Raw genomic sequence first — 19,445 nt, 5'->3', positions numbered from 1 at the left:
TCTTCACTATACAGTTATGCGGAACTGAACGGTCATGCAGAGCGCAGCGAAGCATCTTGCCCGCTTCGTTGCAGCCGTTGAGTTAGTCACGCAGTAAAGATGCTTCGCTCCGCTCTGCATGACCGCCTTTTTTGCTTGATGTCTACAAATGCTAGGAAAGCGCCTGCGGCGCCGGCGACGACCCTGCGGGCCGCGATTTATCCGGCGGCAGGGGCACAAACTCGGCGTTATCGTTCGGCGGCAAGGCAATGCGGCCCGCCTGCCAGTCGGCCTTGGCCTGGTCGATGCGCTCGCGGCGCGACGACACAAAATTCCACCAAATAAACCGCTCGCCCAGGGGCTCGCCGCCCAGCAGCATGAGCGTGCTGGGCTCGCGGGCCACCAGCACGGGGTCGAGGCCGGCCGTGAACACGAGCAGCTGGCCCGCCGAGTATGCGTGGCCGTTCACCTCCACGCTGCCTTTGGCTACGTAGGCGCCGCGCTCGGGGTAGCCGCGGGGCAGGCCGAAGCGGGCGCCGGCCTGCAGCACCACGTGCAGATAGAACAGGGGCGAGTGCGTTTTTACATCGTTGCGCAGGCCGAAGGCATCGCCGGCAATCAGGCGCATCCACACGCCGGTGTCGGTGAAAATGGGCAGCTCCTCGGACTGGTAGTTGGCGAAGGCGGGCGCGGCTTCCTCGTCTTTTTCGGGCAGGGCCACCCAAGTCTGAATCATCTCCAGGGCGCCGCCGCTGAGCGTGGCGGGGTCCTCGAAGCGTTCGGAGTGGGCAATGCCGCTGCCGGCCGTCATCCAGTTCACCTCGCCGGGCCGAATGATTTGCTCCACGCCCAGGCTGTCGCGGTGCGTTACCTGCCCGCCAAACAAGTAGCTCACCGTGCTGAGGCCGATGTGCGGGTGGGGCAGCACGTCGAGGCTCTGCAGCTGCGCGGGCGCCACGGTCACGGGCCCGGCGTGGTCCATGAAGATAAAGGGCCCCAGCATGCGCCGCAGGCGGAAGGGCAGTATCCGGCGAACGTCGAACCCGGGGCTAAGGGCAGCTTGGCGGGCTTCAATGACAAGGTCGAGCATGGGGCGAGGATTGGCAAGGAAAAGGACTGTGCCGGACCATCGGTTTCGCCCTGAAAATAAAGTATGGCCGCGCTATGCGCCAGCGGCCCTTCCGCTGTGCGCATCGGCACGGCCGGCCCGCACCAGCGCCCAGCCGCTCAGCAGCAACGCCGCCCCAAAGCCCAAAAACCCCAGGTCCCAGGCCAGCTGGTTGGGCGAGTATTCCCGAACGTGGTGCAGCCCCAGAATTTGATGGTCGATGATGCCCTCAATCACATTAAACAAGCCCCAGCCCAGCAGCAGCCCGCCCCACAGCGTGCGCCCGGAGCGCGGCACGTCGGACCGGCCGGTGGCGCTCCACAGCAGGCGCAGGCCCACGGCCGTCATTATCCAGACGGCCGCATGAAAGAGGCCATCCCAGTACATATTCACTTTGGAGCGCACCAGCGTATCGGGCGGCAGCTGGGCCGAGAGCATGTTGTGCCATTGCAAAATCTGGTGCAGTACAATGCCATCGACAAAGCCGCCGAGGCCCGCGCCGAGCAGGATGCCGGCGGCAATGAGTGGGCTGCGGTGCAGCGGGGCGCTAGGGGAGGGGTGTTGCATGGGAGCGGGTGAAGCGAGTAGAAAATTTATCCCAGTAGAATAGGGCCAGGCCCAGGCCCAGCACCACGGCCACGGGCAGCAACACCAGCAGCAAATGGGGCGCATAGTCGGCATTATAAATACCGGCTTCCACCTTGGGCCGGCACACGGGGCAGGCTGCGGCTATGGCACACGCAAGCAGCAGGGGCAGCAGTAAGGCGAGGCGCTTCATGCGGCGGTGGAGCGCTGGCCGGAAATGTCACTCAGCCCGTTCAGGACGATGGGCAGTACGCCGAGAAAAATCAGGACGCCGCGCTCTGGCTGGGGGACACCCGGCACAAAGCAGCTCAGGGCCAGAAAAATCGGCCCGCCCACCTGCCCAATGCGCACGTGCGAGCGAAAGCTCAGGAACGGAAACAGACCGGTTTCTGCGTCATACTTGGTGAGCGACGCCGTAGTGCCCTCGCCTAGGGCATTGGCCAGAATGAGTGCGGCCGCGCGCTTGCTTCGCCGAGCGGCCCAGGCTGCAAGCCCCAGCATGACGGGAAACACAAAAAGGTCAAATCTGGCGTGGGCGCGGGGCGAAATCAGGTCTGTGGACCGACGGGCTAAGGTCATGGCGGGACAGCGGAGTTGTCCATGAAGTACGCCTGAGCCCCCGAGTTGTTATGGTTCAGCTAAGCGCTGCACCGGCTAGACTGATTCACGAGCCGAAAGGCATAACCCATTATGCGCCATGGCTTGCAGCAGCCCCAGCAGTGCGGCTCCTCGTGTGCGGCATGGCCGCAAGAGGTGTTTCGCTATGCCTTTCCTGCCCCGGAAGGCAGTCTCACTGGCGCTGGGCTGGGTTGCTCAGATGCTGATAGAGCAGCTTGGACGCGACTTCCAGCAAGGGTAAGTCGGTGATGCGCTCCTGGCAGCGCTGCATATCATAATGGCACAGCGAGCCGAAAGCCCTGCCATTGTCGTCGCGAATGAGCACGCCGCAGTATGATACTACAGGGGTATTGATAATTCCCTTTACGCGGGCATCGGTGGTGGCGTCGTTGATTTCCAGCGGAGCTTGCTGCTGGCCTACTAATGAGCAGTAAGTAGCCTCCAGGGGCGCATCGGCCCCCTTGGTCAGGGTGAGCTCGTAGCGGTCAAACAACACCTCGTTGCGCAGTATATCGTCGTCGAAGCGGAATATACCAGTGTAGCGGTGCGGGGTGCGACTATTCAGGTATTGCAGGGCGGCGTGCACCCCCTGCTGCTCAAGCGCATCGGTAAATTCGCCAATCTCACGTTGCAGGGAGGCGTTGTTTTCATCAACAGTGTTTGTCATAAATGGACTAACCCCCTAATAGGTACACAGGCAATATTGGCTGAGGGTTTACTTCGTTACCGGTGGTAAAGTTGCGACTACTAATTGCAACTTCAGAAACAAGACTCTTCTTAGTTCGCAAATTGTGCAACCCAGTGCCACGCTAAATATTGGCTCCGCCGCGTCTTTTCCGCGCCGCAAACCGAGTATTTTCATTGAATAAATAGGGCCTGCCTGCCCGCCAAAAAAGTGGCTCCCGGGCTAGCTCGGCCATAACCCCTTTGCCGGTTGCGGAGTAGCAGGGGGAATGAATCGATTCAAGCGATTGTGGCTAAACCTGAACGCCAGCCTGTGGTTTCTGCCGGTGCTCATGGTACTCGTTTTCCTGGGCCTGGCCTACGGGCTGGTGCATATTGACCCTAGTGTGACCAAAGAGTGGGAGCGCGATTACCCGCTGCTTTTCGGAGCTGGGGCCGAGGCTGCTCGCAGCATGCTGGCCGCACTGGCTACATCAATGATTACCGTAGCGGCGCTTATTTTTACCCTTACCCTCACCACGCTGGCCCAGGTGTCGAGCCAGTATTCGCCCCGGGTTATCTGGACTTACATGCGCGACCGGGGCAACCAAGTGGTGCTGGGGTCATTTGTGGGCATTTTTGCCTATTGCCTGGTGGTGTTGCGCACCATTCGCGGCACCGGCAAGGAAGAGTTTCTGCCGTCGCTGGCCATTGCCTTCGCACTGGTGCTGGCGCTGCTCAGCATCGGGGTGCTCATTTACTTTATCCACCACATTGCCTCATCCATCGATGCTTCCAACATTGTGCAGCACATCATGCACGATACCAAGGAGGCCATGGGCCAGCTCTTTCCCACCGAAACTGGCCAGGCCGCCGACGATTCCGAAGTCCAGCAGCTGGATGAGCGCGCCGATGAGCGGACCTGGCACACGGTGCCGGCACTGGTTTCCGGCTACCTGCAGAGCGTCGATGACCAGCTGCTGCTGCGCGTAGCCCGCGAGTGGCACTGCGTAGTGCGTATGGAACTGGCTCCGGGCAGCTACGTGGCCGAGGGTTCGCCGCTGGTATCGGTGGCTCCCGAGGACAGGGAGGCCGCGTTGCCTGCCAAGGTCGACCAGCAGCTGCACCGGGCCTATGTTATTGGTAGCCAGCGCACCATTGAGCAGGATGCGGGCTTTGGCCTCCGCCAAATTGTGGACATTGCCCTTAAGGCTCTCTCGCCCGGGGTAAACGACACGAGTACAGCTATTGTCTGCATTGACCACTTGGGTGACCTGCTGGCCTACCTCGGCTGCCGGGACTTAGGAACCCGGTTGCGCTCCGAAGAACCAGAAAATCGGGTGCTCCTGCTATCCGACCGACCCTCTTATGCCAGCTACGTGAGCACGGCCTTCGACCAAATTCGCATCAGCGGCTCCGCCAATGTGGCTGTGCTGCTGCGCCTGCTCAGCACCTTGCACATGGTGGCCCGGCGCACTCCCTCGCCGGCCCGGCGCCGGGTGCTGCACCAGCAAAGCGAGCTGATTGCGGACACCGCCGAGCGCAAGCTCGACACCGAGTACGAGCGAAACCAAGTGCGCGAGCAACTAGCTAAGCTCTGGCCCCTGCTCGAGCAGCCCCAAGCAGCATCCTGAAAAGAAGCGTCCCCAATGGTGCAGAACTCCGGTGCACGCATCACCAGCTAATGCCACCAAAAGCCCCCCGCCTGCGTTAGCCAGAAGGTGTTGTGTGCCACAGCGGCTCCCAGCACCCATGCCCCGTATGCAAACCCGCCAACTACCGCACCCCATGGAAACAGCAGCAGCAAACACCCGCACCCAGCCCACCTACGAAATTGCCCCCATCATGGGCGGGCTCTACGGCGATGGCATTATCGGCCTGAAAGGCGCTTTTAGTCGCGAATGGGTGCAGCAGCTGGGCGAAGACATTGCCCACCTCTACGCCGAAGCCCTGCAGCGCCCCGGTGGGGCCCTGGGCCGCGGGCCCAAGCGCCACTACGTCGAAATTCACCCCGAGGACATTCGCGGTTTCGTCGACCTGGCCACCCACCCCTGGGTAAGGTCCGTGTGTGAAGCCGTGCTCGGCCCCGACTACAAAATCGTGGAAATTGGCTTCGACGTGCCCAACCCCGGCGCCATGAACCAGCCCTGGCACCGCGACTTTCCCGCCCCGGCCGATACCATTGTGGGTCGTCGCCTCAACTCCCTGGCCTTCAACCTCACTACTGTGGACGTGACCGAGGACATGGGGCCCTTCGAAATTGCGCCCGGCACGCAGTGGGACCTGCCCATCGACTTCGAGCACGACATGTTTCCCCCCAAAAGCAACAGCCCCCGCTACGAGCAGCGCGCCCAGCGCAAACTGCCCCAGATGGGCGACATCTCGGCCCGCTCGGCCCTCACCATTCACCGCGGCACGGCCAACAACTCTGCTAAATCGCGCCCTGCGCTGGTGCTGGGCGTAGATGCCCCCAGCGCCAACAACGCCGAGCGCCACGACCTGCAAATCACCCGGGCGTTCTACGCTACCCTACCCGAAAGCCTGAAGGAGCACCTCACTTGCCGGTTGGTGGATAAGCTGGAGCCCATTATGCAGGGCCACACCATCGAGGGCCTGATGATGGGCGAGGCGTAAGAAGCTTTTCAGAACGAGGTAGCGACGCAAACTGCAGGTCAGCGTAGCCAGGAGTCGCGTCCCTATCTCGAGTTTCCCTTTGTTTTATGCATACCCCCGACGACCACATCTACCAGGAGGCAAAGCTCTCGCCGATGACGGTGGCCGAAATCAACGAGCTGACGGCAGCGGCCCGGGCCCTGCCGCCCAGCGGCAACCAAACCCACGTGCTGGTGCCCGATGGGGAAGACCCCTGGGTTATAGCCCACGAAGGCCAGCTGTACTACTGCACCGTCGACCGTTTCAAGCAGAAAATTCTGGTTGGCAAATTCGCTAAGCTATCGGAAATGGCCAGCGCAGAGCTCGTGCAAGTATGGCCATCGGAAAATGATTCCACACCTGAATTCGTGGAAATATGGGCGCCCGAACTGCAGCTGATTGATGGAAAGTGGTACATCTACTTTGCGCTTTACAACGCCAGGCTAGGCGCCGAGCGAATGTTTGTGCTGGAGGGAATCTCAGGCCAGGCCCAAGGGCACTACGAGTTCCAGGGCCTGCTCCATGTTCCGACCGACCGATGGGCCATCGACGGCTCCGTGCTGCGCCTTGATAATGGCGAGCTGTACTTCATTTGGTCGGGGTGGGAGGGGGTGGCCAACACCAGCCAGAACATCTACATCGCCCGCATGCGCAATCCGACCACCATTGCCTCGGACCGAGTCTGCATTTCCCGGCCCGAATATGAGTGGGAAAAGCACGGCTACCCCCACGTGAACGAGGGCCCGCAGGCCCTGGTGCGCAAAGGACGTGTCTTCATCATCTACTCGGCCAGCGGCAGCTGGACCGACGACTACTGCCTGGGCCAGCTCACTTACCTCGGCGGCGACGCGCTCAACCCCGCTTCCTGGCGCAAAGAGCCCCAACCGGTGTTCAAGAAAACCGATACTATTTTCGGCCCTGGTCACGCTTCTTTCGTCGAAATAGAAGGACAGGACTACATTGTGTACCACGCCGCGCGCCGCAGCCAAGCCGGTTGGGCCCGTCAGATTCGGGCCAAGCCCTTCACCTGGGACGCCGATGGCTCCCCAGATTTTGGCGAGCCCATGTAGCTACTAGTAAGTGCGCTGGAGCCGCCACACCTCTACTTTACATCCATGCATAGTTCTCTTCCTTCGGTGGTCATTACGGGTGTATCAAGTGGTCTGGGCCTGGCCGCAGCCCAGGCTTTTCTTGGTCGCGGCTACCGTGTCTTCGGCAGTGTGCGCACCCCCGCCGATGCCGCCCGTCTGCAATCCGAGCTAGGCAACAACTTCGTGCCCCTGCTCTTCGACGTGACCGATGCTGCCGCAATTGCCGAGGCCGCGGCAGCCGTAGAGCGCCAGTTGGGCGGCGAGCCCCTGCGGGGCCTCATCAACAACGCCAGCATTGCTTTGGGCGGCCCGCTGCTGTATCAGTCCATCGAGGTGGTGCGGCAACACTTTGAGGTCAACGTGCTGGGGCTGGTGCAAGTCACGCAGGCCTTTCTGCCGCTGCTGGGGGCGCGGCCCGGTTTTCGGGGCACAGCTGGCCGCGTCATCAACATTGGCTCGGTGAGCGGGCAAGTGGCGTCGCCATTTATGGGTGCCTACGTGGGCAGCAAGTTTGCCCTGGAAGGCCTCTCGGCCACCTGGCGCCGCGAGCTACAGCTTTTCGGCGTGAAGGTGGTGCTCATTGGGTTGGGCGTAACCAAAACTCCCATCTGGGACAAGGGCATCGACTTGGAGCCCTACCGTGACACGCCCTACCACGGGCCCGCCCAGCGCTTTGTAGGCTTCGTGAACCGCACCCGCGCCAAAGGCCTCACGCCCGAATACGTAGCCGGGCGCTTGGTTAAGATTATGGAAACGCCGCGCCCGCGCCTGCGCTATTCCATTGCCCCCGACATGGTTCGCAGCTGGATTGTGCCCCGGCTCATCCCGGCTCGCCTCCTCGATTGGCTGCTGGGCCGGGGCATCGGGCTGCTGCCTTCCAAGCCCTGACGGCTCTGCTTCAGGTTGCGTAAGAAAACAGTAATTGCCCCGGGCGAGCGCCCGGCGGATATGGCATGCCTGCCTGTTTTTCGCTCCAGGCGTTGACCAATTACCTGGGCTTTGGCTTGACCTGGGCCACGCGCGAAGTCATTTCTGTCCCTTTTCTGCTCCCATTTCACGTAGGTTTTGTGGCTGCTGTGCCTACTGTATAATTATGCCTGGTTATCACTGAGAAAACTCTCTGAAATAGCTCATCTGTAAGTGGTTGTGCGAAAAATTTATCACGGTAAAAAGCCCAAAAATATCTACCCGGCTGCAGGCTTGCCGTATACAACTCGCTTGGTTTTAACCCCTAACACTATAAAAACTATGAAAGTATTTCCTTATTTCCTGATGGCCGGAGCCATGGCATTGGGCACGGCCTGTAGCAGCACCAACACTGGCAGCGGCACAGCCGGCACCACCGGCGGCAGCACCGATGCGGGTAGTTACTCCTCAGCGAGTGGCACGGCTACTGGAACCAGCACCAGTGGTGCTGCCGGTGGCGCCGGCATGGGTAGCACCAGTGGCACGGCCGGTGGCAGCACCAGTGGCATGGCCGGTGGCAGCACTAGCGGCACAGCTGGTGGCAGCACCAGTGGCATGGCCGGTGGCAGCACTAGCGGCACAGCTGGTGGCAGCACCGGCGGTTCAGCGGGTATGGGGGCCTCGGGAGCCACCAGCGGTACAGCCACTTCAGGCACAGATGCCGCGGCCGACCCCACAGCGTTTATGGCCACCTTTGCCACCATGCAAGACCCTGTCTTCCTGATGAACGCCGCCAGCAGCAACCTGCTGGAGATTAAAGCAGGTCAAATGGCTTCCCAAAAAGCCACCAACCCCGAAGTGCGCAAATTCGCGCAGATGATGGTGGGCCACCACACCACGGCCACCCAGGAGCTCAAAGCCGTGGCTATGCCGCTGGGCGTGACGTTGCCCCAAATCATGATGCCCGTGCACCAGGCCCTGGCCGACCGCCTGATGAACAAGTCCGGTAAAGGCTTTGATGAAGCTTACATGGATATGATGGAGGCTGCCCATAAGCTGGACATTGCCATGTTCGAAGTAAAGAGCAAGGCTGCCGAGAAGCCCACGGTGCAGGCTTTCGCCACCAAAACCCTGCCCATGCTGCGCTCTCACCATACCATGGCCGACAACCTCGAGAAGAAGGTTGATTAGTAAAGTTGCTGGGCCTTGATTCCAGGAGCTAAGGCCACTGCAGTACTCATTCCAACAAAGCCCCATTCTGTTGCCCTGGCAACTGAGTGGGGCTTTGTTTTGGCAGCAGCCACGCGCTGAGGTAGCTTGTTTGCTGAAGCAAGGCTTGCTATTGTTCAGTAGAAGGCGCGTTGTAGCGGTTCCGGTCACTGCTACCCGTTGGCATGGGTCACAATTTTGCGTTCCAACAGGTCGTCTTTGCGGTGGAAATGGGTCGTGACAGTGCCCTGCCACCTTGTTCCTAGCCCTGGGTTCGGCTCTGTCTCGCGGCTTATGCTGCTATGGCTCCATTATTTCTGGCTGAAGAACTGCCACTAACTCACTGGGAAAGGACTTTTTCTTAGACTTATCACCCCAAGCTATAATAATTTCGTATGAATACTTTGTAATGCAAAGTTCTTTTGCTTGCTTTGTTTCATTCTCAACTGTCTTACCCTGAGCTAAGTGCCCACCCCAAGTGGATATGAGCCCTGGGTGTAGCGCTTTTCGCCCTGTGCTCCTAGTTACGTCTCACATTTTAACTTAAAGCCCTACTATTATGACACTCGCCCAAAGCATTACCCGAGTTGCGCTGGCTACGGCGCTTTTGTTGCTCATTCCGCTCGTAGCAAAGCAGTTCACTGCTGAAATGGCCTGGACCGTGGGCGATTTCATTTTTGCCGGCGTCCTGCTGTTCGGTGCGGGCCTTACGTATGTCTTGATTGCGCGAATGGGGAATAGCACCCCCTATCGGTTGGCTGTGGGCATTGCTGTGGCAGCCGGGCTTATGCTCATCTGGGGAAACCTGGCTGTGGGGTTCATTGGGAGCGAGGACAACCCCGCCAACCTCCTGTATGGTGGTGTGCTCGCCGTCGGGTTCATTGGGGCCCTCGTTGCGCGCTTCCGGCCGCGTGGCATGGCCAACGCAATGTTTGCGACGGCGCTCGCCCAATTTCTGGTTCCTTTTATTGCGGCAGCCATTTGGAGGCCAGAGGTTAATTTAGGAATGGTGCAAGTAATTCTGCTGAATACAGTCTTCGCTTTGCTGTGGGTTGGGTCGGCATTGCTTTTCCGCCGGGCCAGTGCTACAAACTCAAATTCGGGCCGACAGCTGGCGTAGCAGTTCGTGCCAATTCTTGGAGGAAAGCAGTGCCTCACAGCGCCTCAGTAGCAGAGTGTCTTATCGCGGCTTAACGCTGCGCGACAAGGGACAACTCTATATGCAGCGACGGGCATGACCTACGACTTTGCGCCGATTTAAAGCTAACTTGAGTACGGTTTGATTGACTGCAGAGCGCGTCTGGCAACACGCCTTAAACTTGGTCAATTAGCCTTAGCGTCTTGTGAGCCAGCGGCGCAAGGTTGATTCGAACTCCCGGCAGCACCTTCGTGCAACTCCTGTTTATAGGCTGTGTACGTAAGCAACCACCTTTCCTCGCCTGATGAAAAATGCCCTCGCTTACCTGCTTCCCCTAGCGCTACTGGTGTCAGTGCAGTCTGCTCAGGCGCAAACCACGCCGGCGCCCAAACCGAAAACCACCCCCACGGCCCCGCCCCGTCCAGTGAAGGGCACCAGCCGCCCCCGCTCGAACTACGTGCCTCTCCGGTCAGTCATCAAGGATACCGCGGCGTTTAACCGTAGATTCCGTCGCTCTGCAAGCCCCGCTGCCGACAAAGTGCCCATCCCCGCTCAACCTCGAAAAATAAGGTAAGCGGACAAGAGCAGAATGGACTTAGTGAGGTATTTCATCAATGCGACCGATGAAATGTTTTTGCGACATCACTTCTGAGCTATGCACTCGTTCTTTTACACTGTAGCCTTCAGTACCGCTTTTACCTCACTGAGTTGGCTGCAGCAGCTACCCGAGGCGCCTGCCTCTCCCGCCTCATTGCCAGTGCCCACGGTGGCCACAGCACGGCCCTTGAAGCCCAAGCCCGGCTATACCGTCATCGACCTGATGCCGGATTTCCGTAAGTTCTGGGCCCAGGCCCGCGACAAGGACCAGGCCACGCAAGTGAAGCTTTTCCAAAAGATGGTGTCGGACCCGCACCCGGAGGTGTACAACCGGGATGTGTTGGGCGGCCCACCCGACCAGACCTTTGCCGCCACGCTGCCCGGGCGCTACCCCGCCATTCAGGCTATGGTGCAGCCTAAAATGGACCTGGTGCTGCGTATAAGCCGGCAAATCGGCAAGGACCTGCCGCGCTACGAGAAGAATTTCCGCAAGACGTTTCCGGACCTGAACTACAACGGTCGTATCTATTTCATGTACTCGCTGGGCGCGTTTGATGGGGCACCCGCACCGTGCAGGGCAAGGAAGCGCTGCTATTTGGGCTCGACATGATTGCCTTCGTCTACGGTGAGGAAGCCGACCCCGAGCCTTTCTTCCACCACGAGCTGTTTCACATCTACCACAGCCAGTTTTTTGGGGAGGGCGAAACCATAGCCGCGGCGCTCTGGCGCGAAGGCCTGGCCACCTACGTGTCCCACGCCCTCAACCCCAAAGCTGCTGGAATAAACCTCTTTGGCCTGCCCCGCAACACGCCCGACCGCACCCAGGCCGAGCTTGCACGCTACGCGGGCGTCCTGCGTGCCGTGCTCAATTCGGAGAACAAGGAAGATTATAACCGCTACTTCATGGGCGGCATGGACGAAAAGGCCGAAACGCCCGCCCGCTCCGGCTACTACATCGGCTACCGGGTGGCCGAAAAGCTGGCAAAGCGTCATTCGCTGCAGGAGCTGGCCCATGCACCGCTAACCCGGCTGCTGCCCGAAATAGAACAGGCACTGAAAGAGCTGGAAGCGCAGCCCACAGGCAAATAGACTTCTGCTTTTTCCGACATAATAGGGGAGAGGTACTCCCGAGCCAGTCCCCACGCTGTAGCTGAAGCCCGGCAATTGTCTTTACTTGCCGGTAGGTGCTGCCACTCCAACGCTGGACGCAAAGAGCACCGCGAGTACTATGAAGCGGATACAGCTGTTTGAACTGGAAGATTATCCGTGGTTTCCGCACTGGTTGCGTGCCTGCCTGACCCGGCTGATGGTGGTGATGCACCACCTGCTGGACACCCCCGCTGATATTGCGGCTTTGCTTACCAAGGCCTTGCGGCATACGGGCCAGCACACCATCGTGGACCTGTGCTCGGGCGGGGGCGGCCCCATGCGGGAAGTGTTTCGGGCGCTGCAGGCCCAGCCTGGCGGCGAGCAGCTGCGCTTGACGCTTACGGACCTGTACCCAAACCGCGAAGTGGCGGCCGAAGTGAACAGCGGCCCCAATCCAGCGCTGACGTATCGGCTGGAGCCGGTGGACGCGCTGCAGGTGCCGGCCGAATTAGCCGGGGTGCGCACCATGGTGGGCAGTTTCCATCACATGAACCCGGCCACCGCGCGCCGCATTCTGCAGCATGCCCGCGACAGCCGGCAGGCCATCTGCATCTATGAAATGAGCGACAATGGCCTGCCTATTGCGCTGTGGTGGGTGTCGCTGCCCATGATATTTCTGATGGTGTTCTTCCTCACGCCCTTCGCCCGGCCCCTCACCTGGAAGCAGCTGGTGTTTACGTACCTGCTGCCGGTCATTCCGCTATGCTTTGCCTGGGACGGAGCCGTGTCCAATGCCCGCACCTACACATTGGATGACCTGGACCAGCTGCTGGCTGGGCTCGAAACCGATGACTACAAATGGGAGAAAGGACAAATTGCTGGCAAGGCCAAGAAACTGTACTTGCTGGGGCTGCCGCAGCAGGGCCAGCAGAAGGACAGTATTCAATTATGATGTAGCCTACTAAGTTGTTGCAGGAACCGGATTTGGACTGGGTCATGTTGGATTCGACCATCATGCGGGTTTTTTGGCATTTGGCCGCCGCACTCTATTAGCTGCGCTAACTGTCCTCACGCCCTAGGGTGGGAAAATATATAGCCGGTTTATAAATTACACGTATTCTATTCTTTTGGAGATGCAGACAAGTCCTGCTTACAAAACTAACTGGCCATGACCAACCCAGAAGATAAGCTGTTACAACTTGGCATCGAGCTACCAAAGCCGGTGCAACCCGTGGCTAATTATGTTACCCATTACCAGACCGGCAACTTGCTTTTCTTGTCCGGACACAGTTTTTGCGGAGCTCCATCAGCCGTTGACATCGGCAAGGTTGGGGCCGACCTTACGGCAGAGCAGGGGTACCAGGCGGCCCGCAACGCCGGCATTTGCGTGCTGGCAACCCTGAAGCAGGCACTAGGTGACCTGAGCAGGGTAAAGCAGATTGTCAGGGTGCTGGGCATGGTCAATGCTACAGAAAATTTTACGCAGCACCCGACGGTTATAAACGGCTTCTCTGATTTAATGGTAGAGGTCTTCGGTCAGAAAGGAATGCATGTGCGGTCTGCCGTAGGCATGGGCTCATTACCGGGAAACATAGCCGTAGAAATAGAGGTAACAGTAGAGGTAGAGGCGTAACGAAGGCAACCAGGTGCAAAATTCGTAGAAATGAACAGTAAAAAAACACCGTGTCCTTAACCAGCAAAAGACAATTCAGTAACAGGGTGTAAATACTCCCATCTATACTTCCACAGCCAGCCGGTATATCGGCCATGACGAAATTATGTATCCGAGAAATTATAATAACCAAAAACTGAAAAGCTATAGTAGATAAGCTCTGCCGGATATAGCGCAGTGAGGCCGGTCTCGTTTTCAGCTCAGGTGCTGCGGCCATTGCCACTGTGCTTTTTCTTTTCAAGGCCGGAGGCCATGCGCTGTTCTCTATTGAATAGAGAGGCTTCTGCACCCGCCCCACCACGTCCTTCTTCAGTGCGTCTGGCCTGGGCCACTCCTGAGCGGCTATTTCGTATGCTGCTTAAATTACACTAGCGAAACAATCCGGCTGTGGAGGGAGTCTTAGAATATGCCGCTTTACAAAATAGCGGCCCACAAAGCACCCCTTAACCTACTGCTATGAACATAGGAATCATTGGAGCCGGCCACATCGGCAGCGCCCTCGCCGTGCGGCTCACCAGCCTCGGCCACTCGGTTTACATTGCCAACTCCCGCGGCCCCGAAACGCTGACGGACGTGGCCCAGAAAACCGGCGCTACCCCCGTCACGCCCCGCGAAGCTGCCCGCCACGGCGAAATTATTGTGGTGACCATTCCGCTGAAAAACATCCCCGACCTGCCCAAAGACCTGTTCGAGGGCGTGCCTGCCGATGTGCCCATCATTGACACCAGCAACTACTACCCCTATCTGCGCGATGGCCAAATGCCAGAGCTGGAAAGCGGCGACCTGACCGAGAGCGAATGGGTGCAGCAGCACCTGGGCCGGCCGGTGGTGAAGGTGTTCAACAACATCTACGCCCATCACCTCGAGCAAAAGGGGCAGCCTGCCGGCACGCCCGGCCGCATCTCGCTGCCGGTGGCCGGCGACGATGCCGCCGCCAAGCAAAAGGTGATTGCCCTGGTCGATGAGCTGGGCTTCGACGCCGTGGACGCCGGCAGCCTGCACGAGTCGTGGCGGCAGCAGCCGGGCACTCCCTCGTACGGCGCCGATATGCCCGCCGCCGAGCTGCAGCAGAACCTGGCCAGCCTGGGCACCCAGCGCACGCCCGAGCAGCACGCCCAATACATGGCCAACCAAGCCGAGGCTGAAAAGCAAATGGAGGCGCAAGGCATCAAGCTGAAGTAGCCGAAGCAGTAACCAGCTTTGGCCGCCCAGCTGCTTGCCGGTTGCCTTAGGCCCAAAACAAAGAGCCCCGGCAGTTGCTGGGGCTCTTTGTTTTGGGCCTGTAAGGAGAAGTGCCAAGTACTATGACTGCCTTGGGTGTTGCCCTGCTCACTGCCAAGCCGTCGGCTGCGGGCACCGCTTGGAAAAAAATAGAGCTTCTGAGTTGAGCCGCGTGTCTGCTCCCCACCGGTTCAAGATGGCGCCGCTTAGCGAAACAAAGCTTCAGCAAGCTAGTCCGCGCAGTACAACCGGGTGAATATAAGCAGTAGGAAAAAATTTGACGTAAGCTATTGCTATTGGGTTAAAATAAGTTAAATTTATACTTAATCAACAAACATGGGCGGCTACTGTCCTAGGCAGGGTGGCCGTGCTTGTTACCTGGCCCTCCCAACTGCCCCCTTGCTAGGGGTAGTGTTCATTTCTGTGGTGTCGGTACCGCTGCAGCACCAAATGCGTGTCGTTGGCCCTTGAAGGGCCATAAGCTGCCCGAGTCTTTTCAAGACTAAGGATTTATCTGCCCTTCGTGGGCATAGGCAACGCCATGCATAACTCCCGACGAAAGTACATCGGAGGCTGGTGGGTAGTTCTGCCAAGCCAGCCACGACAGGCTTGCGCTTAAAAAGCCCACGGCGACAAGTAAATAGAATACTTCACCTGTAGTTGCATAACCCCAAGGACATGAAACATCTACATTTTTTCACTAGCCTAATTGCGCGAAGCCTGTTACTGGTAAGCGCCACCTTTTTTGTTTCTGCTTGTACCAAGCAGGATGAGGTAAAACCAGACCTTAGCACTAGCACCGAAAGCTTAGCCAAATCCGAAAAAACATTCTACGGCCCCGCTGTGCCGCTGGGCCAGGGAGTGGGAAGAGCGTGGGTAACGGTGAACGCTGCCGGAACACCCATTGCAATGGGCGTAGAGGTGTCGGCTAAATCGGTAATGAATCAAGGAAGTGAACACACTCATTACACCTTCCAGCTGCCTCGGCAGGTGGCGGTGCCGCCCTTCGACCACATTGATTTTGAGTGGAACCCGCAGGGGCACGAGCCGAATGGCATCTACACGCTGCCACACTTCGACCTGCATTTCTACCTGATATCCGAAGCCATGAAGGCCAGCATTCCCTTTATGGCCCCGGTGGTGAATAACATGCCGGTTTTTGACGTGTTTCCGGCCCCGGGCTATCTGCCGAGAGGGTACCAAATGGGGCCGGGGCTGGTTCCCGGCATGGGCGCACATTCCATAGACGTGACGGCACCGGAATTTAACGGCGGAGTATTTACCCGAACCTTTATTTACGGTAGCTACCAAGGGCACATCATCTTCCTGGAGCCCATGTTCACGCTGGCCTACCTGCAGTCCTTGGGTAGCGAGACCATACCCATCCGCCAGCCACAATTCGTTGAGCGGGCCGGTTATTACCCCACCAGCTACACCATTAGCTACGAGAAGAGCCCCAAGCAATACCGTATTTCATTCGACAACTTAGTGTATCGCCCAGCTGCTCAATAAGGGAGGTGTAAAAATCTCCCGTCTCAGGAATAGAGGCTACTGCCTGAGTAAGTAAAACATTCTGCTCCAAATCCCTCGACCAATGAAAAGCCCCAGTTCACTGCACTTGCAGCGGGCTGGGGCTTTTCATTGGTCGGGGTATCGCCCGGGCTGCCTTGTCAGAAATTACCAGGGGAACCAGTGAAGTCGTGCGAACACGCGAGCGCCACTCTAACCACCGACGCGTCGCCCGCTACGGCAGCCGCTGAGTGCAACTGAAGCTTCTGTGCTATTGCCCAAGCGCTGTTTTAACGCAGCACGAGCAATAAGCGCGTAACAGCCGGGGTACATAAGAACCACGACATCTTAGCATCTTCAAGCAGGGGCTAGCTTTGCCACATTGCGGCGGCAACGCACGGCGTCGCGCTCTTTACTCTTACCTACTAATTGAGTATGCACGACGCTATTCTAGACCTCGTAAGGCAAGCTCACGCCCTGACGGAGACTGCAGCCGTTGCGACAAGCGACCGCACAACGCGCAAGCAGCTAGTGCTGGCCGATTTGTCCCTGCACCTCGTGCAGGCAGCGCTGCGCCACGAGCAGCCAGACCCCGCGGAGTTGAAGCGGTATCTGTTTAGCATACTCACCGTGTGTGATGGCTTTGTCCCGGACTTAGACCTCAAGGCGATGGCGAATGTGGTGCTGCCACCGCCTAAGTAAACAAGCTGTGTCTAACCCACCGCCCCGCCCGCTGCGCCCACCGCTTGGGACACGGGAGCTTCATTTGAAATGACGCGAGTTTAGCGCAGCGTAACTCGTGCTGGAGATGGGAGGGAGGCCGTGCCTCCCGGTGCTTGGGAAGCGGCAGGTTGTGCTGCCGTAAATTGCTGCGGTGCTTCAGCGGAGTTGCAATCGCCGCTTCATATGGCACGAGCTACAAGCTCGCGCCAGTTTGTGGTCATTCTTCACCTCATAGCAGGCACGAGCTACACGCCCGCCGCAGTTCGGGGTTCAAGGCCTTTTCCCAACTTCCTATTTCTGCAAACCCATGAGCCTTGCCACTGCCCTCGACCGCCTGCATGCCCAGGCTAAGCACAACCGGTGGATGCGGTATTTCGCGGTGTTCAATCGGGTAGCGCTGGCGGCGGGCTTTATCCCGTCAGGGGCGATGAAAATCATGGGCGAACGGTTTACGGTGCTGTCCAACAACCACCCCATGGGCAACTACCTGGAAGCCCTGTTTCATACCGGCTACTACTACACCTACATCGGCATTGCTCAGGTGCTAGCGGCTATTCTCTTGCTGATACCTCGCACCGCCGTGCTGGGAGCCCTCCTATATTTCCCCATCATCTTAAACATTTGCATCTTGTCCCTGGCGGTGCGCTTCGAAGGCTCGCTGTTGACGTCGCCGCTGATGGTGCTCGCCAATTTGTATCTGCTGTTCTGGAACTACGACCGGCTGAAATTCATATTGCCCTTTCACCAACCCGGTGCCACTGTGTTGCCTGCGCAAGCCAGCATTAGCAACAAATTTCCCACGGCCTTCTTTGCCGGAGCGGCCGTAACGGTGGCCCTGGTAGTGCTCGTAGTAACCACCGGTTACGAGGTGACGCCCCGTAACACTCTGGCCGATTGCCAGTCGCAGTTTGCCGGCAGCCGCCGAACCCAAGCCGGCTACGAATTCTGCGACTGTATCCACAAAAAGGGCCAGCCGCTCAACCAAGCCCTGGACCGCTACGACAAGGCTCCTGATGATATCCAGTAGTCTTGGTGGAAAGCACCAGTGCGCGCCTGCTTAAAGTCTGGTTCACTGACACTAATGCGAGACTGTAACGCGGGTGCTTAAATACCGCGACCTCCCCACCGCCCCGCCCGCTGCCCCCGCCGCTGAGGGAAACAGGAGCTTCAAAAGTTATAATCCCTTAAGACGCTTCTGCATTTTAACTTGGCTATCAATCTTGTCGAAATAATCTGTGTTTGTATTTGTGCGGAAATCCAAACTCATATACTCCGGCCCCTTAAGTAACCTGGCCGTTACTTTAGAGTCTTCCCAATAATAGCTGATGTTTTCAAAATTATTATAAGTAGAATTTTCAATTTTGTTGTTTCCCCCATATGCCTGAGTAATAGTTTCAAAAATTTCATTGAAGTGCCCTTTTGATTGGAGACTAACTCTGATTAAGAAACCTTTAAAAACTGATATGAAATATAGTCGAGAGGGATGTCGCCTAGGAATTTATTATCTGAGCGCATTTCTTAGTTTTTCCAATCACTCTTTTCATTGGGATTAGCATCTGTTGATACCATATCTTGAAAAGAAGATAGCAAAGCTCCAAATTTTACTTTCCGAAATCCGTTTTTCGCATCAAGGTCCGTCAATGAGCCCTGCGCAAATGATTGGTGTGGAAATGCAAATAGGCCTATCAAAAAAAATAAAAAACGATGCCGCCCGATTCATACCATATGAATTATAGTGCCTGGATTGTTTCCGTGTTGAGTGCTTAGTTGTTTTGGTTGTAGATATTATAGGTTTTTTCAATCCAAGCAACATCAAATAGTTCTCTGGTGATTATATAAGCATCGTTATTTAATTTGTATTCTGTTTTATAATCGATGGGCTTATTTGTTTCACCGTGCCTTTCTCTTCTGGCGATAGAAGCACTATCGGGAATAATTGCCGCAGATGCTAATCCAACTCTATATAATTTGCTTACGTTAATTTCTGACAAATAATATGTCGCAACATGCCCATCAGCATGGAAGCTACTTTTGAGTAACCTCAAATCCTCTAAAAAAGCATTGTTGATAATGTATGAAAGCCTCAAGAAGTCGTCAAAATTGAGTTTTCCATTGATAGTTGCTCTGAATAATTTGCCGACATATGATGCCTTGTCAGAATCATCTAGCTTATCTAAAATAGCGATAACCTTTTCGCCTGCATCCTTCTGAAATTCACCTTCTTCTAATTGCTGTACGAAATTTTGTCTTTTATCCAAAGGGATGTCTTTCAGCTCGAACAAGAATTTCAGCACCTTATTTATGAATAGATGCTCTCTAATATCAAACCCTGCCTTTACAAGGGAGTGGACTGTATTTAGGATTGGTACATTCTTTAAGAGTTCCCCTTTCGTGATAGAATCAAGCGCTGCCTCGGCAACATCTTTTGTGACGCTTGTTAGGTCAGCAGAAACGGAGGAGAACAACGACTTACCTATTTTCTCCTGCATTCCCTAGTAATCTAAAGGGTTTCAATATCCGAAAGTACACTTTGTTTCAATTAACAAAGCATTTGGTAATGAGAGCACGCTTTCAAAACTGAAATTCAGTCAGGCGGTTTCAGTCTAGAATCGTATTTACCCGCCAAAAAGTCCGAAAAACTCTTCTTGCACCCCGTTTGCTAGTCACCTCGTAGAACTTCCTACA

20 protein-coding genes are annotated in these 19,445 nt (G+C 57.1%); 14 read left to right on the top strand and 6 right to left on the bottom strand.

Translation table 11 applies throughout. From position 1 onward, the window contains the following. Positions 1 to 151: 151 nt before the first annotated feature. From ACP7AJ_RS15345 to ACP7AJ_RS15325, 5 genes are all read right to left on the bottom strand, one after another. The gene (locus ACP7AJ_RS15345; protein WP_426061091.1) at positions 152 to 1,069 is read right to left on the bottom strand and encodes a pirin family protein; all 918 of its coding nucleotides are present in this window, start codon (positions 1,067 to 1,069) and stop codon (positions 152 to 154) included. A 72-nt stretch (positions 1,070 to 1,141) separates the two neighbouring features. Further along, positions 1,142 to 1,654, bottom strand: coding sequence for a DUF2243 domain-containing protein (locus tag ACP7AJ_RS15340; protein WP_426061090.1), 513 nt, complete (start codon positions 1,652 to 1,654; stop codon positions 1,142 to 1,144). Continuing rightward, the gene (locus ACP7AJ_RS15335) at positions 1,635 to 1,865 is read right to left on the bottom strand and encodes a hypothetical protein (protein WP_426061089.1); all 231 of its coding nucleotides are present in this window, start codon (positions 1,863 to 1,865) and stop codon (positions 1,635 to 1,637) included. Before ACP7AJ_RS15335 ends, ACP7AJ_RS15340 begins: the two co-directional genes overlap by 20 nt. Further along, positions 1,862 to 2,251 (bottom strand): hypothetical protein, encoded by a 390-nt coding sequence (locus tag ACP7AJ_RS15330; RefSeq protein ID WP_426061088.1) that lies wholly within the window; start codon positions 2,249 to 2,251, stop codon positions 1,862 to 1,864. The genes ACP7AJ_RS15335 and ACP7AJ_RS15330 overlap by 4 nt, the downstream gene beginning before the upstream one ends. Before the next feature lie 211 nt (positions 2,252 to 2,462). After that, positions 2,463 to 2,957 carry a hypothetical protein gene (locus tag ACP7AJ_RS15325; protein WP_426061087.1) on the bottom strand — a complete coding sequence of 165 codons (495 nt, stop codon included), beginning with the start codon at positions 2,955 to 2,957 and terminating at the stop codon, positions 2,463 to 2,465. 286 nt (positions 2,958 to 3,243) lie between these two features. Between ACP7AJ_RS15325 and ACP7AJ_RS15320 the strand changes: the two genes are divergently transcribed. From ACP7AJ_RS15320 to ACP7AJ_RS15255, 14 genes are all read left to right on the top strand, one after another. Further along, complete coding sequence (locus ACP7AJ_RS15320; protein WP_426061086.1) at positions 3,244 to 4,587, top strand: DUF2254 domain-containing protein; 1,344 nt, start codon at positions 3,244 to 3,246, stop codon at positions 4,585 to 4,587. A 118-nt stretch (positions 4,588 to 4,705) separates the two neighbouring features. After that, entirely contained in the window at positions 4,706 to 5,587 is an 882-nt protein-coding gene (locus tag ACP7AJ_RS15315) for a phytanoyl-CoA dioxygenase family protein (protein ID WP_426061085.1), read from the top strand. 86 nt (positions 5,588 to 5,673) lie between these two features. After that, entirely contained in the window at positions 5,674 to 6,675 is a 1,002-nt protein-coding gene (locus ACP7AJ_RS15310; RefSeq protein WP_426061084.1) for a glycoside hydrolase family 43 protein, read from the top strand. Between the two features lie 45 nt (positions 6,676 to 6,720). Next, positions 6,721 to 7,584 (top strand): SDR family NAD(P)-dependent oxidoreductase, encoded by an 864-nt coding sequence (locus ACP7AJ_RS15305; protein ID WP_426061083.1) that lies wholly within the window; start codon positions 6,721 to 6,723, stop codon positions 7,582 to 7,584. Positions 7,585 to 7,944: 360 nt separating this feature from the next. Next, the gene (locus ACP7AJ_RS15300; protein ID WP_426061082.1) at positions 7,945 to 8,793 is read left to right on the top strand and encodes a DUF4142 domain-containing protein; all 849 of its coding nucleotides are present in this window, start codon (positions 7,945 to 7,947) and stop codon (positions 8,791 to 8,793) included. Positions 8,794 to 9,370: 577 nt separating this feature from the next. Continuing rightward, positions 9,371 to 9,931, top strand: coding sequence for a hypothetical protein (locus ACP7AJ_RS15295; RefSeq protein ID WP_426061081.1), 561 nt, complete (start codon positions 9,371 to 9,373; stop codon positions 9,929 to 9,931). Between the two features lie 673 nt (positions 9,932 to 10,604). Continuing rightward, a complete protein-coding gene (locus ACP7AJ_RS15290) occupies positions 10,605 to 11,156 on the top strand; it encodes a hypothetical protein (protein ID WP_426061080.1) in 552 nt (183 codons plus the stop codon). Next, positions 11,153 to 11,635, top strand: a complete 483-nt coding sequence (locus ACP7AJ_RS15285; protein ID WP_426061079.1) for a DUF2268 domain-containing putative Zn-dependent protease — start codon at positions 11,153 to 11,155, stop codon at positions 11,633 to 11,635. Before ACP7AJ_RS15290 ends, ACP7AJ_RS15285 begins: the two co-directional genes overlap by 4 nt. Before the next feature lie 139 nt (positions 11,636 to 11,774). Then, on the top strand, positions 11,775 to 12,587 hold the full coding sequence (locus ACP7AJ_RS15280; RefSeq protein ID WP_426061078.1) for a hypothetical protein: 813 nt from the start codon (positions 11,775 to 11,777) through the stop codon (positions 12,585 to 12,587). A gap of 216 nt (positions 12,588 to 12,803) precedes the next feature. Further along, positions 12,804 to 13,268, top strand: coding sequence for a RidA family protein (locus ACP7AJ_RS15275; RefSeq protein WP_426061077.1), 465 nt, complete (start codon positions 12,804 to 12,806; stop codon positions 13,266 to 13,268). A gap of 495 nt (positions 13,269 to 13,763) precedes the next feature. Next, a complete protein-coding gene (locus tag ACP7AJ_RS15270) occupies positions 13,764 to 14,489 on the top strand; it encodes an NADPH-dependent F420 reductase (RefSeq protein WP_426061076.1) in 726 nt (241 codons plus the stop codon). Positions 14,490 to 15,206: 717 nt separating this feature from the next. Beyond that, entirely contained in the window at positions 15,207 to 16,040 is an 834-nt protein-coding gene (locus tag ACP7AJ_RS15265) for a hypothetical protein (RefSeq protein WP_426061075.1), read from the top strand. Between the two features lie 432 nt (positions 16,041 to 16,472). Then, the gene (locus ACP7AJ_RS15260) at positions 16,473 to 16,739 is read left to right on the top strand and encodes a hypothetical protein (RefSeq protein ID WP_426061074.1); all 267 of its coding nucleotides are present in this window, start codon (positions 16,473 to 16,475) and stop codon (positions 16,737 to 16,739) included. Between the two features lie 328 nt (positions 16,740 to 17,067). Continuing rightward, positions 17,068 to 17,787, top strand: coding sequence for a DoxX family protein (locus tag ACP7AJ_RS15255; RefSeq protein ID WP_426061073.1), 720 nt, complete (start codon positions 17,068 to 17,070; stop codon positions 17,785 to 17,787). Positions 17,788 to 18,523: 736 nt separating this feature from the next. On the opposite strand, the gene ACP7AJ_RS15250 is transcribed toward ACP7AJ_RS15255, so the two are convergent. Further along, positions 18,524 to 19,249 carry a hypothetical protein gene (locus ACP7AJ_RS15250; protein ID WP_426061072.1) on the bottom strand — a complete coding sequence of 242 codons (726 nt, stop codon included), beginning with the start codon at positions 19,247 to 19,249 and terminating at the stop codon, positions 18,524 to 18,526. Positions 19,250 to 19,445 lie beyond the last annotated feature (196 nt).

This window comes from Hymenobacter sp. B1770 (assembly GCF_049896385.1).
Classification (GTDB): Bacteria; Bacteroidota; Bacteroidia; order Cytophagales; family Hymenobacteraceae; genus Hymenobacter.
This window is presented reverse-complemented; position numbering and strand designations above follow the sequence as displayed.